The organism is Marinobacter flavimaris, from assembly GCF_045057155.1.
Taxonomy (GTDB): Bacteria; Pseudomonadota; Gammaproteobacteria; order Pseudomonadales; family Oleiphilaceae; genus Marinobacter; species Marinobacter manganoxydans.
Window position 1 is genome coordinate 748,416 of record NZ_CP171359.1, and the last position, 15,873, is coordinate 764,288.

General features: G+C 55.2%; 10 protein-coding genes, 2 tRNA genes and 2 rRNA genes. 12 read left to right on the forward strand and 2 right to left on the reverse strand.

Going from position 1 to position 15,873, the window contains the following annotated elements; translation table 11 throughout:
* The first annotated feature begins 59 nt into the window (after positions 1–59).
* Complete coding sequence (locus ACGK9W_RS03575) at positions 60–530, forward strand: regulatory protein RecX (protein WP_053114891.1); 471 nt, start codon at positions 60–62, stop codon at positions 528–530.
* 19 nt (positions 531–549) lie between these two features.
* Here ACGK9W_RS03575 and mltF read toward each other — a convergent pair whose 3' ends face one another.
* Positions 550–2,070: a membrane-bound lytic murein transglycosylase MltF gene (gene mltF / locus ACGK9W_RS03580; protein WP_104272199.1), complete on the reverse strand. Its 1,521-nt coding sequence runs from the start codon at positions 2,068–2,070 to the stop codon at positions 550–552.
* Between the two features lie 275 nt (positions 2,071–2,345).
* Between mltF and purL the strand changes: the two genes are divergently transcribed.
* A complete protein-coding gene (gene purL, locus ACGK9W_RS03585) occupies positions 2,346–6,251 on the forward strand; it encodes a phosphoribosylformylglycinamidine synthase (protein ID WP_288365852.1) in 3,906 nt (1,301 codons plus the stop codon).
* Positions 6,252–6,667: 416 nt separating this feature from the next.
* Positions 6,668–6,979 carry a YqfO family protein gene (locus ACGK9W_RS03590; protein WP_053114894.1) on the forward strand — a complete coding sequence of 104 codons (312 nt, stop codon included), beginning with the start codon at positions 6,668–6,670 and terminating at the stop codon, positions 6,977–6,979.
* A gap of 9 nt (positions 6,980–6,988) precedes the next feature.
* On the opposite strand, the gene ACGK9W_RS03595 is transcribed toward ACGK9W_RS03590, so the two are convergent.
* A complete protein-coding gene (locus tag ACGK9W_RS03595) occupies positions 6,989–7,540 on the reverse strand; it encodes an NUDIX hydrolase (RefSeq protein WP_008171471.1) in 552 nt (183 codons plus the stop codon).
* Between the two features lie 97 nt (positions 7,541–7,637).
* Here ACGK9W_RS03595 and ACGK9W_RS03600 point away from each other — a divergent pair, with 97 nt between their 5' ends.
* The 9 genes from ACGK9W_RS03600 (at position 7,638) to ACGK9W_RS03640 (ending at position 15,799) form a co-directional block, all read left to right on the forward strand.
* Complete coding sequence (locus ACGK9W_RS03600; RefSeq protein ID WP_008171474.1) at positions 7,638–8,225, forward strand: CoA pyrophosphatase; 588 nt, start codon at positions 7,638–7,640, stop codon at positions 8,223–8,225.
* 2 nt (positions 8,226–8,227) lie between these two features.
* Positions 8,228–8,761, forward strand: a complete 534-nt coding sequence (locus ACGK9W_RS03605; RefSeq protein WP_008171478.1) for a gamma carbonic anhydrase family protein — start codon at positions 8,228–8,230, stop codon at positions 8,759–8,761.
* Positions 8,758–8,946 carry a DUF1289 domain-containing protein gene (locus tag ACGK9W_RS03610; RefSeq protein WP_008171481.1) on the forward strand — a complete coding sequence of 63 codons (189 nt, stop codon included), beginning with the start codon at positions 8,758–8,760 and terminating at the stop codon, positions 8,944–8,946. Before ACGK9W_RS03605 ends, ACGK9W_RS03610 begins: the two co-directional genes overlap by 4 nt.
* An 18-nt stretch (positions 8,947–8,964) precedes the next feature.
* Positions 8,965–10,155, forward strand: a complete 1,191-nt coding sequence (purT, locus tag ACGK9W_RS03615; protein WP_008171482.1) for a formate-dependent phosphoribosylglycinamide formyltransferase — start codon at positions 8,965–8,967, stop codon at positions 10,153–10,155.
* A gap of 105 nt (positions 10,156–10,260) precedes the next feature.
* Entirely contained in the window at positions 10,261–10,467 is a 207-nt protein-coding gene (locus tag ACGK9W_RS03620) for a hypothetical protein (RefSeq protein ID WP_405419084.1), read from the forward strand.
* A 201-nt stretch (positions 10,468–10,668) separates the two neighbouring features.
* Positions 10,669–12,208: ribosomal RNA gene (locus ACGK9W_RS03625) — 16S ribosomal RNA — on the forward strand.
* Between the two features lie 91 nt (positions 12,209–12,299).
* Positions 12,300–12,376: transfer RNA gene (locus ACGK9W_RS03630), tRNA-Ile, on the forward strand.
* 122 nt (positions 12,377–12,498) lie between these two features.
* A tRNA-Ala gene (locus ACGK9W_RS03635) sits at positions 12,499–12,574 on the forward strand.
* Positions 12,575–12,907: 333 nt separating this feature from the next.
* Positions 12,908–15,799 (forward strand): 23S ribosomal RNA (locus ACGK9W_RS03640).
* Together the 16S and 23S rRNA genes with 2 tRNA genes alongside form the textbook arrangement of a ribosomal RNA operon.
* Positions 15,800–15,873: the final 74 nt, after the last annotated feature.

Here is a 15,873-nt window from a genome sequence, read left to right on the forward strand (position 1 = left end):
CAGCAGGAAAAATTCGCGGCTAGTCTAGCGTTTTGTATGCGTGTGCGGAAAGGGTCTGTATGGCAAAACAGGAAAATGACAACGATCAGGATTACAAGGCCCGGGCAACGGCACTCAGGTTGCTTGCCAGGCGCGAGCACAGTCGCCTCGAGTTAAGCCTTAAACTCCGCCAAAGAAAGCTGCCGGGCGACATTATTAACGCTGTTCTGGATGATTACGAGAAAGAGGGTTGGCTAGACGATGATCGGTTTGCTGACGTCTACGCCCGCCAAAGAATGGACCTTGGTTACGGACCGCTACGGATTCTTGGCGAACTTCAGCAGCGCGGGGTCCACAAGACTCCGGAGTGTGTTGCCGAGATGGCGGAGGAGGATTGGTGTCAGCGAGCTATCGGTATCCGCGATAAGCGTTTTGGCCTGGCGGATCTGAGTGACGACTGGGACGAAAAAGTGCGGCAGGCGCGTTTTCTGAATCGTAGGGGCTTTTCCGCCAGTCAGGTGGAGCGCGCGCTCGAGGCTCGTAGCGAATAGCCGGCGGAAGTCAGATTCTTCAAAGGGTTGGCGGTATCATGCCCAGTTCTGCGGGCAGGCCGGCCCTGAGCTTTCCGTCCGTTTGCAGCTCGCCTGATCGGCCTTCCGGCGCCCGGCTTTCCTCCATCTGTACGATCTGTTCCTCTGCTTCGGTCGCCGGGATACCCGGCTGGTTGAGCCGGGCGAGTACATCGTAATAGCGCCGTATATTCTGGACGTAGATCACCGGTTCGTGGCCCCGGGCATAGCCAAAGCGGGTCTTGGTATACCATTCCTTCTCGGCCAGTAACGGCAGGAATTCCTTTACGTCCATCCACCGGTCAGGGTCTCGTCCCGCGCCTTCTGTAAGTCGTCGGGCGTCCTCCAGATGCCCGAAACCCACGTTGTAGGAGGCGAGGGCGAACCAGGTGCGGTCTGGCTCCGGGATTCGTTCCGGGATTTTTTCGTGCACGATCCGGAAATACTTGGCGCCGCCCTGAATGCTTTCTTCGGCGTCCAGGCGGTTATTGATGCCGATATGGCTGGCGGTGTTCCTGGTCAGCATCATCAGTCCACGGACCCCGGTGGGCGATACCGCATTGGGGCGCCAGTGGGACTCCTGGTAACCAATGGCTGCGAGCAGTCGCCAGTCCATGTTGAACTCGCGGGCATAGTCGCGAAACAGCGACTCGTATTTGGGCAACCGGTTCTCCACATGATGCATGAAGGTTCGGGCACCCACGTAATTCAGTCGATCAAGGTGGCCATAGAAGCGCTCGGAAATCTGGGCCAATGTTCCGTTGGTCTCGAGACTTTCCAGGAACTGGCGGGCCGCTTTTGCCAGGGAATCATCCTGCGCTGACGGGAAAAACCAGGCCAGTTCACCGGGTTCTCCAAGGGTAAAGGCCTCCTTCACCATCGGGTAGAATACGTGGTTAAGGTCGAGCTCGTTGGAGGAAACCATTGCGTAGGGGAATTCGCCGCTTTCAACGCGGGACAGAACGCCCGCGGCGTCCAGTCCGGGATGCACCTCCCATTCAAGCTCTGCGTTTTCCCGGCGGGCTTCATTCAGGCGGTGCTCGTGGTTGCTGTCGGATACCACGTGCACCGTTTTCCCGATCAGGTCTTGTAATGATTCAGGCCGCTCGACATCGCGGTTATAAACCAGGATCGACTGGGCGGTGATGCCGGTCGCTACGGTGCGATACTGATTGGCAGTATGGGGTTGCCTGGAGAGCCCGAGCATCCCGAAGTGGGCGTAGTTCTTTTCCAGAACGGACAGGATTTCTGTGTTGTTATCGGCAACGCGGACCCGGAGCTTTACGCCAAGTTCCTCGGCGAACAGTTTTGCCAGTTCGTAATCATAGCCGGTGGGGCCGTCTTCACTTTCCACATAGATAGACGGCGCCGTCCGGGTAATCACATGCAGCACCCCCTCATCACGGATTTCCTGGAGAGTGCTGGGCTGTGAGCATCCGGTCAGTATCAGGGCAGTGCCGAGGAAGAAAACAATCCCGGCGGATGCGCTTTTGAAAGCAGCAAATATCTTTGGCAAGTCCATGGACTCCGTCACTGCTGGATCATCTGGTTGTAGCGTCGCATAAAGCCACGCAACCTTGTCTATCCTGAGCGTGGAATTCCTTTCCACACATTCAATGATCCTTGGTGTCGGAGGCCTGGTCAATAAAGCTGGTTAATTAATGTGCAAAACAATGTTAATTGTACAGCCCGGGATTAACGCCTCAAGCGCTGTATCCTGACCCCGCTTTCGAGTATCATGTCGGCCTTTCAAATTGCACCCAGACTTCCCCGTTTCGCGCGATACAGGTTGATATCATGCTTGAACTTCGCGGCGCTCCCGCGCTCTCGCCATTCCGCTCCCGCAAATTGCATTCCCGGATTCAGGATATCGTGCCTGAAATCGAGCATGTTTATGCTGAGTTCATGCACTTTGTTGACCTGGAGGCAGACCTCTCGGACGCGGAGCAAGCTATTCTGGACCGGCTCCTGACCTATGGCCCGAGTGTGCCGGTGGAAGAGCCTGACGGCGTGCTTTTCCTGGTTGTGCCTCGCCCCGGCACGCTCTCGCCCTGGTCCAGCAAGGCAACGGACATCGCCCGGAACTGTGGCTTGCGGCAGATACATCGGATTGAGCGGGGCACGGCCTATTACATTCGTTCGGGGCGCAAGCTTGGCCTGGAACAACGCGAGAAAATCGCAGCGCTGCTGCATGACCGCATGACTCAGAAAGTATTTCATGAGATGGGCGGCGCAGAGCTGTTGTTCAGCCATGAAGAGCCTCGGCTCCTGGGGAGGGTGCCAGTTCTCGCCGGTGGCCGCGATGCCCTGGTGGAAGCCAACTCGCGCCTGGGGCTGGCGCTTGCCGAAGATGAAATTGACTACCTGGTTAAGTCCTTCACGGATCTTGAACGGGATCCGACCGACGTGGAACTCATGATGTTCGCCCAGGCGAACTCCGAGCATTGTCGCCACAAGATATTCAACGCGTCCTGGGATATTGACGGCGAGGGTCAGGAAAAATCCCTGTTCGCCATGATCCGGAATACCTTCGAAATGAACAGCGAGGGCGTGCTATCGGCCTACAAGGACAATGCCTCGGTTATTCGGGGTAGTCGTGGTGGCCGCTTCTTCCCGGACCCCGAGACGGGTGTCTACGGATATAACGAAGAAGAAATCCATATTCTGATGAAGGTGGAAACGCACAACCACCCGACGGCGATTGCTCCTGCCGCCGGCGCCGCCACGGGCTCCGGCGGCGAAATTCGCGACGAAGGTGCTACCGGCCGGGGTTCCAAGCCCAAAGCGGGTCTGACTGGTTTCACAGTCTCAAACCTGAATCTGCCGGACGATCCCCAGCCATGGGAAATCAACTACGGCAAACCTGAACGCATCGCTTCACCGCTCGACATCATGATTGAAGGGCCTATTGGTGGCGCGGCATTCAATAACGAATTCGGACGTCCCAACCTGGCGGGCTACTTCCGGACCTTTGAGGAGAAAGTGCCCGGAGCCGCCGGCGAAGAAGTCCGCGGTTACCACAAGCCGATCATGATTGCCGGTGGTCTTGGCAATATTCGTGAGGAGCATGTTGAAAAGGGCAATATCCCGGTGGGCGCGAAACTCATCGTGTTGGGTGGGCCCTCCATGCTGATCGGTCTGGGCGGTGGTGCGGCTTCGTCCATGGACTCGGGCTCCAGTAACGAAAATCTGGACTTTGCGTCAGTGCAGCGGGACAACCCCGAGATGGAGCGTCGGTGTCAGGAAGTTATCGACCGCTGCTGGCAGATGGGCGACAGGAACCCTATTGCGTTCATCCATGATGTGGGCGCCGGTGGTCTGTCCAACGCTATGCCTGAGCTTGTCAAAGATGGCGGTCGCGGCGGTAAATTCGAGCTTCGCGACATTCCCAGTGACGAGCCGGGAATGTCTCCGCTGGAAATCTGGTGTAACGAATCCCAGGAACGGTATGTGATGGCAGTGGCTCCGGAAAACCTGGAGCAATTTGACGCCCTGTGCCGCCGCGAGCGCTGCCCCTATGCCGTGATAGGCGAGGCGACAGAAGCTCATCATCTGGAATTGGGCGATTCCTACTTCGACGACAAGCCGGTTGATCTGCCGATGGAAGTGCTGTTCGGCAAACCGCCGCGCATGCATCGGAGTGTCAGCCGCGCTTCCTTTACGAAGCCCATTTTCGACTCCACCAAAATCGATCTGGATGATGCCATTCGCCGCGTTCTGCGTCTGCCGTCTGTTGGCTCCAAGAGCTTTTTGATCACCATTGGTGACCGGACCATTACCGGCCTGGTTGCTCGGGATCAGATGGTTGGGCCCTGGCAGGTTCCGGTGGCTGATGTGGCTGTGACGGCCACCTCCTTCGATGTTCGCACCGGTGAAGCAATGGCCATGGGCGAGCGCACGCCGGTCGCCACGATCGATGCGCCCGCGTCCGGTCGCATGGCCGTCGGTGAAGTGATTACCAATATGGCGGCAGCGCCGATCGGCAAGTTGGCCGATATCCGGCTCTCTGCAAACTGGATGGCCGCTGCTGGCCACCCGGGTGAAGATGAGAATCTCTACGAGACCGTTCGCGCCGTAGGCATGGAATTGTGCCCGGAGCTTGGAATCACGATCCCCGTGGGCAAGGACTCCATGTCCATGAAGACCATGTGGGAAGAAGACAGCGGCGAACAGAAAAGCGTGACTGCACCGCTTTCATTGATTGTCAGTGGTTTTGCACCGGTTATTGATGTTGCAAGGACGCTGACTCCCCAGCTGGTCAAGGATGCTGGCGAGACAGATCTGATCCTCGTGGATCTTGCTGCTGGCCAGAACCGCCTCGGGGGCTCCGCTCTGGCTCAGGTTTACCGTCAGGTCGGTGCAGTTGCACCGGATCTGGATGACCCGGAGGACATCAAGGCTTTCTTTGCGGTTATTCAGGGTCTGAACAGCGACGGTAAGCTCCTGGCCTATCACGATCGTTCAGACGGCGGCCTGTTCGTCACCCTTGCTGAAATGTGTTTCGCCGGCCACTGTGGGGTTGATATCAAGCTGGATGGCCTCGCCGAGGATCGCAGTCAGTTTGCCCGGGAACTTTTTAATGAAGAGCTGGGTGCCGTCATCCAGGTACGCAGGGAAGACACCGGTTTTGTCCTGCAGCAGTTCTCTGCCGCGGGTCTTGGGGATTACATCAGTGTTATCGGTAGCCCGAATGATACTGACAACCTTCGCCTGACCTTCGAAGGTAGCACTGTGGTGGATGAATCCCGGGTGGAGCTCCAGCGCCTGTGGTCCGAGACCAGTTACCGTGTTCAGTCGCTCCGGGATAACGCCGATTGCGCTCGTGAAGAATTCGATAACCTGCTTGACGCAGAGGATCCCGGTCTCCACGCCGAACTCTCTTACGACATCAACGACGACGTGGCTGCCCCTTATATCAACAAGGGAGCCCGTCCAAAAGTTGCGGTTCTGCGGGAGCAGGGTGTCAATGGTCAGGTTGAGATGGCAGCCGCATTCGACCGTGCCGGCTTCGATTCTGTCGACGTGCATATGAGCGATCTGCTCTCCGGCCGGGTTACGCTGGAAGGCTTTAACAGCCTGGTTGCCTGTGGCGGTTTCTCCTACGGTGACGTTCTGGGCGCTGGCGAGGGTTGGGCCAAGTCGATTCTGTTCAGCGATCGCGTCAGGGACCAGTTTGCGGCGTTCTTTAATCGCCAGGACACGCTGGCGCTGGGTGTGTGCAATGGCTGTCAGATGCTCTCCAATCTTCACGAACTGATTCCGGGAAGTGAGGGCTGGCCACGTTTCGTACGCAACCAGTCCGAGCAGTTTGAGGCGCGCCTGGTTATGGCTGAGGTGATGCCGTCACCGTCGGCGTTCATGGATGGCATGGCCGGTTCCCGTATGCCGATTGCCGTTGCTCACGGCGAGGGCAGGGTTGAGTTTGCCAGCGGCACCTCGGCAGAAGCTCTCTCCGAGAACGAGTTGGTGGCGCTGCGCTATGTGGATAATCGGGGGCAGGCGACCGTACGCTATCCCTACAACCCGAATGGATCCGAAGCCGGTATTACTGGTGTGACGACGCGCGATGGCAGGGTCACCATCATGATGCCGCATCCCGAGCGAGTGTTCAGGGCTGTCCAGCATTCCTGGCGCCCCTCAGAATGGCAGGAAGATGGTTCCTGGATTCGCATGTTCCGAAATGCGAGACGCTGGTTCGGCTGATTTTCCGTTCCAGTGACAAGCCGGTTTTGGGTGCGCTCAACATGAGTGTTTATTCCAAAGCCGGCTTTTTTGTTTTGCGCCCTTTTTTTGGGCGTTTTTCAAGGGAAAAAATCGGCAAAAATGGCAAAAATCCCCTTGACTCAGTATTTTTATGCACATTGCTGGTGCCTCCCTGTTTGTTCTGTGCACAAAGAGCGGGAATTTGGTTCAACTTTTGCTCAAAAGTCATAACCAATTGAAAAATATAGAATAAATGAATCAGGTGATTTTGTCGCCAATTTAACGGAAGTGCAGTGATTACGGGGTTTGAGGGCGTGTTCCCAAAAACTTTCCCCAGAGTTATCCACAGATTCTGTGGGTAAGTATCTAAGCTATTAATCTGTACAAAAAATATCCGACCTGAAGGAGGTTTTTCGATGTACAAGATGTGTTATTTCGTTCCGGAGACTCACGTCGAAAAAACCAAACAGGCATTGTTCGATGCCGGCGCCGGTCGAATCGGTGATTACGATTCCTGTGCCTGGCAATGTCTTGGAAGAGGGCAGTTTCGTCCGCTTGAAGGAAGCGATCCGTTTCTCGGTCATGCCGGGGAGATTGAAGCGGTGGATGAATACAAGGTTGAGCTGGTTTGCGCCGACGAGCTGATAAAGGATGCTCTCGCGGCACTCAAGCAGGCCCACCCATACGAGGAGCCCGCTTACGAAATCTATCGAATGGAGGAATTGTAGTCGCCCGCGCTACTTGCGGTCTTTCGCCATGGGGTGGCGGATATCACTCACGTGAACCCCGAAGGATTCGCGGCTGTAGTCAGACAGGAAAAGTTCCAGGGTTCGCTTGACGGTCGGGAACGAGATTTCTTCCCAGGGAATCTCGTCCAGGCCGAACAGTCTGGATTCGAGGGACTCCTCACCTGCACCAAACTGACCGTCTTTCAGTGTGGCCCGGTAGAACATGTGAACCTGATTGATGTGCGGGACGTCGATGATGGAATAGAGGCCTTCAATGTTAACCTCTGCAAGCGCCTCTTCCATCGTTTCCCGCTCCGCGGCCTCGATGGTGGTTTCGGCGTTCTCCATGAAACCCGCAGGCAGCGTCCAGTAACCATAGCGAGGTTCGATAGCGCGGCGACACAGCAGTATCTGGCCCTCCCACACGGGCACCGTGCCGGCGACAATGCGTGGGTTCTGGTAATGTATGGTATCGCAGCTGACACAGACATAGCGGTGACGGTTATCGCCTTCGGGGATGCGTTGTTCAACCGGATGGCCGCATGTGCTGCAGTACTTCATGATTTTCCCCGTATACTTAAATTGGTTTGGTAGTCAGTTTAACGATCCCGGCTGCCTCTGTCTCATCCAACCTCCGGATGTACCGTGGAGATGAACATTGCGTGATTTACTTGCCGAGCGCCTGGCCGGCTATGCACCGCGCCAGTTGGCCCTGGATTATCCTGAGGCAGGCATACTGGTTCCGGTAACCGACGATCTGAAAAACCCGGAGATGATCTTTACGCTCAGGTCCGAGAATCTGAGCACCCATCGCGGGCAGGTCGCCTATCCCGGCGGCAAAAGGGATTCGGAAGATCCGTCTCTGGCAGCAACGGCGTTACGTGAAACCCATGAAGAGATCGGATTGCCGCCGGATCAAGTACAACTAATTGCGCCGCTCAGTCAGGTGATGTCCCGCTACGGAATTCTAGTTACACCTTACGTTGGTGTGATTCCCGGAGATCATCCTTTGGAGCCAAACCCCCATGAAATCGAAAGTGTATTCCGCGTGCCTCTATCGTTTTTTCTGGAAGACAGGCGGGAGCGCACAGATGCTCTGGATTTCCTGAACCATACGTTTTACGTACCCTGCTACCGTTGGGAACGCTACGAGATCTGGGGCCTGTCGGCAGTGGTTCTGGTTGACTTCCTGAACGCTGTGTACGATGCCGGAATCGATCTGCTTGAACCGCCTGAAGGAGGCTGAGAATGTTTTACCAGTTGAATGACCGAACGCCGGAACTGGAAGGTGAGGGTCACTTTGTGGCCGAGAACGCGTCGGTGATAGGCCGTGTCCGGCTGATGGATAAGGCCAGCGTCTGGTTCAATGCCGTTCTACGTGGTGACAACGAGTGGATCACCATTGGGCCTGAAACAAATGTTCAGGACGGTTCGGTACTGCATACAGACCCGGGTATGCCTCTTACTCTGGGTAAGGGTGTAACGGTTGGTCACAAGGTAATGCTCCATGGGTGCGAGATTGGTGACTACTCTTTAATTGGCATAAATGCTGTGGTTCTGAACGGAGCAAAGATTGGCAAGCACTGCCTGATTGGCGCCAATGCTCTCATTCCCGAAGGAATGGAGGTGCCTGACGGCTCCATGGTTGTCGGTTCGCCGGGCAAGATCAAGCGGGAGCTCAACGATAGCCAGAAGAAGATGCTGGAAATGAGTGCGCAGCACTATGTTCAGAATGCTGCTCGCTACGCCGATGAGCTCAAGCCCTGCGAGCCGAAAAAATGAGTGTTGCTGACAAGGTCCGATCGCCCTGCGTAAGCATCTGCGCGCTTGATGAAAATGACATCTGTGTGGGCTGCCATCGAAGTGGGGATGAGATCACCCTCTGGACCAGGATGGATGACGACGAACGGCGCGAGGTGCTCCGGAAAGTGGCGGAGCGCGAAAAAGGTTCCCTGATTCACGGCTAACATAGGTGTTGGTAAATCATGACTGACTCAGTTCGAATTGGTACTCCCCTTAAAGGTAATGCCTTCAGGGTTTTGTTTTGTGGATCCGGTGAGCTTGGCAAGGAAGTTGTCATTGAACTTCAGCGCTATGGCGTCGAAGTGATCGCTGTCGACAGATATGCGGATGCGCCTGCCATGCAGGTGGCGCATCGGAGCCATGTCATCGACATGCTGGACGGCGCCAGCCTGCGCAGTGTTATCGAACAGGAAAAGCCGGATCTGATTGTTCCGGAGATTGAAGCGATTGCCACGCCGGAGTTGGTAAAGCTCGAAGAGGAAGGCTATCGCGTCATCCCCACCGCCAGAGCGGTGAACCTCACCATGAACCGTGAAGGAATCCGGAGGCTCGCGGCTGAAGAGCTCGGGCTGCCTACCTCACCCTACCGCTTTGCGGGTACCCGGGAAGAATACCTTGCCGCCGTGAACGAAATAGGCCTGCCACTTGTGGTAAAGCCGGTCATGAGCTCGTCGGGCAAGGGGCAGAGTACCGTCAAGACCGAGGATGATATTGAAGCGGCCTGGGAATATGCCCAGTCTGGCGGGCGTGCCGGTAAGGGAAGGGTGATTGTCGAAGGCTTTGTGGACTTTGACTATGAGATTACCCTGCTCACCGTCAAGCACCGTGATGGCGTATCTTTTTGTGAGCCCATCGGGCACAGGCAGGAAGATGGAGACTATCGGGAATCCTGGCAACCACAGCCAATGGCCCCGCTGGCCTACGAGCGTTCGGCCGAAGTTGCCCGCGCTGTGGTCGAAAACCTCGGTGGCTATGGCATCTACGGTGTGGAGCTGTTTGTTAAGGAAGACAATGTCTGGTTCTCCGAGGTTTCGCCGCGTCCGCACGATACTGGCCTGGTTACGTTGGTCTCACAGGACCTGTCCGAATTTGCTCTGCATGCCCGAGCCATTCTGGGTTTGCCCATTCCCGCGATACGGCAGACTGGTCCCTCGGCATCAGCCGTGATTCTTCCTGAGGGCGATTCGGCGTCCGTATCGTATTCCGGTCTTGAGACAGCGCTTTCCGAGCCGGATACTCAATTGCGTTTGTTCGGCAAGCCCGAGTTGAAGGGGCGCCGTCGAATGGGCGTTGCCCTGGCGAAGGGCGCAACGGTGGATGAAGCGCGCAAGAAAGCTCGCGACTCGGCAAATTCGATTACCGTTGAACTGTGAGGTTCACCCAGGCCTGGCTCTGATCAGCCAGGCTTATGAAGGTTTGATGACGATTTCCGAAAAAATTCGGAACGAACCGTTGACACCTTCAGGCAGGTCTGTAGAATGCGCATCTCTTTCGAGGGGGGCACCGCTGAGGCGGCTCAGAAATCGAAAGATAACTGTTTGAAAGCGCTGAAGAAAATGAGTTTCAAAGTTCTTCAGAAAGCAGTTGACAGGCAAGCGATTCACTGTAGAATGCGCGCCTCGAAACAAGCAGTAAGCCGGGTCATTTTTCGGCGCTTTCCGGAGACGGAAAACATCGAAAAATAAACGGTTGACAAGGCGGCGTTACGATGTAGAATACGCGGCCTTGATTGAGCAACAGCTCAAACGCTCTTTAAAAAGTTGACCAAGTAATTCGTGTGGGCGCTGGCCGAGGTATTTCGGATATGAAATATCAGGACAGTGACTCGTCGAAATTGAGTTTTGTCTTGAGCAAGAATAGAGAATCTTCGGATTCTTGTATGATTTAAACTGAAGAGTTTGATCATGGCTCAGATTGAACGCTGGCGGCAGGCTTAACACATGCAAGTCGAGCGGTAACAGGGGGTGCTTGCACCCCGCTGACGAGCGGCGGACGGGTGAGTAATGCATAGGAAACTGCCCAGTAGTGGGGGATAGCCCGGGGAAACCCGGATTAATACCGCGTACGCCCTTCGGGGGAAAGCAGGGGATCTTCGGACCTTGCGCTATTGGATGTGCCTATGTCGGATTAGCTAGTTGGTGGGGTAAAGGCCTACCAAGGCGACGATCCGTAGCTGGTCTGAGAGGATGATCAGCCACATCGGGACTGAGACACGGCCCGAACTCCTACGGGAGGCAGCAGTGGGGAATATTGGACAATGGGGGCAACCCTGATCCAGCCATGCCGCGTGTGTGAAGAAGGCTTTCGGGTTGTAAAGCACTTTCAGTGAGGAGGAAAACTCTGCGACTAATACTCGTAGGGCTTGACGTTACTCACAGAAGAAGCACCGGCTAACTCCGTGCCAGCAGCCGCGGTAATACGGAGGGTGCAAGCGTTAATCGGAATTACTGGGCGTAAAGCGCGCGTAGGTGGTTTGGTAAGCGAGATGTGAAAGCCCCGGGCTTAACCTGGGAACGGCATTTCGAACTGTCAGGCTAGAGTATGGTAGAGGGTAGTGGAATTTCCTGTGTAGCGGTGAAATGCGTAGATATAGGAAGGAACACCAGTGGCGAAGGCGGCTACCTGGACCAATACTGACACTGAGGTGCGAAAGCGTGGGGAGCAAACAGGATTAGATACCCTGGTAGTCCACGCCGTAAACGATGTCTACTAGCCGTTGGGACTCTTGAAGTCTTAGTGGCGCAGCTAACGCACTAAGTAGACCGCCTGGGGAGTACGGCCGCAAGGTTAAAACTCAAATGAATTGACGGGGGCCCGCACAAGCGGTGGAGCATGTGGTTTAATTCGACGCAACGCGAAGAACCTTACCTGGCCTTGACATGCAGAGAACTTTCCAGAGATGGATTGGTGCCTTCGGGAACTCTGACACAGGTGCTGCATGGCCGTCGTCAGCTCGTGTCGTGAGATGTTGGGTTAAGTCCCGTAACGAGCGCAACCCCTATCCCTAGTTGCTAGCAGTTCGGCTGAGAACTCTAGGGAGACTGCCGGTGACAAACCGGAGGAAGGTGGGGATGACGTCAGGTCATCATGGCCCTTACGGCCAGGGCTACACACGTGCTACAATGGTGCGCACAGAGGGCTGCAAACCCGCGAGGGGGAGCCAATCTCACAAAACGCATCGTAGTCCGGATCGCAGTCTGCAACTCGACTGCGTGAAGTCGGAATCGCTAGTAATCGTGAATCAGAATGTCACGGTGAATACGTTCCCGGGCCTTGTACACACCGCCCGTCACACCATGGGAGTGGATTGCACCAGAAGTGGTTAGTCTAACCTTCGGGAGGACGATCACCACGGTGTGGTTCATGACTGGGGTGAAGTCGTAACAAGGTAGCCGTAGGGGAACCTGCGGCTGGATCACCTCCTTAAACGAAGCCGAACGCTTCGGTCAGAGTCCACACGAATTACTTGGTTAGCTGAATAAAGAGAGCAGATGGGTCGTTGCAGGCCCGTGTTTTTGGGTCTGTAGCTCAGGTGGTTAGAGCGCACCCCTGATAAGGGTGAGGTCGGTGGTTCAAGTCCACCCAGACCCACCAGAATTGCGTGGCTCGTCGTTGCTTCCAAGCTCACGTGCGACTCGCACGCTACGCTTGCAAGCGCCTAGATCCACACAATTCTATAGCTAAGGTTAAACGACCTGGCTTGTGTGGAAGATCGAGGGGCCATAGCTCAGCTGGGAGAGCGCCTGCCTTGCACGCAGGAGGTCGGCGGTTCGATCCCGCCTGGCTCCACCAAAAGCCTGAACGATCGATGCTTACATAACTGACTAACTCCGGTTAGCAGTGTGCAGAAACAAGTGTTTCAACTTGATGAAAAAGTTCGAAGCCCTTCTTTCTGATCACTGGGTCAGATTTGCTCTTTAACAAATTGGACGAGATAGAACACGATTGATGGATTCCATTATCTCCGGAATTCATTGATCAGAGTGATAACGATTTCAAGCGTTATCCGGTGTTGTCGTTGAAGTGGTTGTTCTATTGCTTCAAGTGGCTGTCTCGAAGAAACCTCTGAATCAGGCTTGCCTGGTGATGGGTGTGGATTCGTGATCAGTTGTCTTGGGGTTATATAGTCAAGCAACTAAGCGCATACGGTGGATGCCTTGGCAGTCAGAGGCGATGAAAGACGTGGAAGCCTGCGATAAGGTTCGGGGAGCTGGCAAACAAGCTGTGATCCGGGCATTTCTGAATGGGGAAACCCACCGACTTTCGGGTCGGTATCTTGCACTGAATACATAGGTGTAAGAGGCGAACCGGGGGAACTGAAACATCTAAGTACCCCGAGGAAAAGAAATCAACCGAGATTCCCTAAGTAGCGGCGAGCGAACGGGGATTAGCCCTTAAGCTAGACAACTGGTAGGAGAAGGCTCTGGAAAGTGCCGCCATAGTGGGTGATAGCCCCGTATCCGAAACCTGAGTCTGGTGAAATCGAGTAGGACGGGACACGTGATATCCTGTCTGAACATGGGGGGACCATCCTCCAAGGCTAAATACTCCTGACTGACCGATAGTGAACCAGTACCGTGAGGGAAAGGCGAAAAGAACCCCTGTGAGGGGAGTGAAATAGATCCTGAAACCGTATGCGTACAAGCAGTCGGAGCGGACTTGTTCCGTGACGGCGTACCTTTTGTATAATGGGTCAGCGACTTATGTTCAGTGGCGAGGTTAACCGTTTAGGGGAGCCGTAGGGAAACCGAGTCTGAATAGGGCGATTTAGTCGCTGGGCATAGACCCGAAACCGGGCGATCTATCCATGAGCAGGTTGAAGGTGCCGTAACAGGCACTGGAGGACCGAACCCACTGTCGTTGAAAAGCCAGGGGATGACTTGTGGATCGGAGTGAAAGGCTAATCAAGCCCGGAGATAGCTGGTTCTCCCCGAAAGCTATTTAGGTAGCGCCTCGGACGAATACCACAGGGGGTAGAGCACTGTTTCGGCTAGGGGGTCATCCCGACTTACCAACCCGATGCAAACTCCGAATACCTGTGAGTACTATCCGGGAGACACACGGCGGGTGCTAACGTCCGTCGTGAAGAGGGAAACAACCCAGACCGCCAGCTAAGGTCCCCAAGTACCAGTTAAGTGGGAAACGATGTGGGAAGGCTCAGACAGCTAGGAGGTTGGCTTAGAAGCAGCCATCCTTTAAAGAAAGCGTAATAGCTCACTAGTCGAGTCGGCCTGCGCGGAAGATGTAACGGGGCTCAAACTGGTCACCGAAGCTGCGGCTGCATACTTTGTATGCGGGGTAGGGGAGCGTTCTGTAAGCCTGCGAAGGTGTGTTGAGAAGCATGCTGGAGGTATCAGAAGTGCGAATGCTGACATGAGTAACGACAATGCGGGTGAAAAACCCGCACGCCGGAAGACCAAGGGTTCCTGCGCAACGCTAATCGGCGCAGGGTGAGTCGGCCCCTAAGGCGAGACCGAAAGGTGTAGTCGATGGGAAACGGGTTAATATTCCCGTACCTTGGATAGCTGCGATGGAGAGACGGAGAAGGCTAGGTGAGCCGGGCGACGGTTGTCCCGGTTTAAGCGAGTAGGGAGTGGACTTAGGCAAATCCGGGTCCACAATCTCGAGACGCGACGACGACTGCTCTTAGAGCGGGAAGTCATTGATGCCCTGCTTCCAGGAAAATCTTCTAAGCTTCAGGCTATTCGAGACCGTACCCCAAACCGACACAGGTGGTCAGGTAGAGAATACCAAGGCGCTTGAGAGAACTCGGGTAAAGGAACTAGGCAAAATGGTGCCGTAACTTCGGGAGAAGGCACGCTGGTGGTAAGTGAAATCCCTGCGGGTGGAGCTGAAGCCAGTCGAAGATACCAGGCCCCTGCGACTGTTTATTAAAAACACAGCACTGTGCAAACACGAAAGTGGACGTATACGGTGTGACGCCTGCCCGGTGCCGGAAGGTTAATTGATGGGGTTAGCGCTTGCGCGAAGCTCTTGATCGAAGCCCCGGTAAACGGCGGCCGTAACTATAACGGTCCTAAGGTAGCGAAATTCCTTGTCGGGTAAGTTCCGACCTGCACGAATGGCGTAACGATGGGGGCGCTGTCTCTACCCGAGACTCAGTGAAATTGAAATCGCCGTGAAGATGCGGTGTATCCGCGGCTAGACGGAAAGACCCCGTGAACCTTTACTATAGCTTCACAGTGAACTTTGAGCATGTTTGTGTAGGATAGCTGGGAGGCTTTGAAGTGGGAACGCCAGTTCTCATGGAGCCAACCTTGAAATACCAGCCTGACATGTTTGAGGTTCTAACTTGGTCCCCTTATCGGGGATGAGGACACTGTGTGGTGGGTAGTTTGACTGGGGCGGTCTCCTCCCAAAGCGTAACGGAGGAGCACAAAGGTGGGCTAAGCATGGTCGGACATCATGCGGTTAGTGTAATGGCACAAGCCCGCTTAACTGCGAGACAGACACGTCGAGCAGGTACGAAAGTAGGTCATAGTGATCCGGTGGTTCTGTATGGAAGGGCCATCGCTCAACGGATAAAAGGTACTCCGGGGATAACAGGCTGATACCGCCCAAGAGTTCACATCGACGGCGGTGTTTGGCACCTCGATGTCGGCTCATCACATCCTGGGGCTGAAGCCGGTCCCAAGGGTATGGCTGTTCGCCATTTAAAGTGGTACGCGAGCTGGGTTTAGAACGTCGTGAGACAGTTCGGTCCCTATCTGCCGTGGACGTTGGAGATTTGAGGAAAGCTGCTCCTAGTACGAGAGGACCGGAGTGGACGAACCTCTGGTGTTCGGGTTGTGACGCCAGTCGCATTGCCCGGTAGCTATGTTCGGACAGGATAACCGCTGAAAGCATCTAAGCGGGAAGCCCCTTCCAAGATGAGATCTCCCTGGACCCTCGAGGTCCCTGAAGAGCCGTTCAAGACCAGGACGTTGATAGGTCGGGTGTGTAAGCGCTGCGAGGCGTTGAGCTAACCGATACTAATTGCTCGTGCGGCTTGACTATATAACACCCAAGACAATTGCGGATAACGCAGAGCCTAACCGCTCAAACGAAATCAACTTCACTCAGTTCCTTCT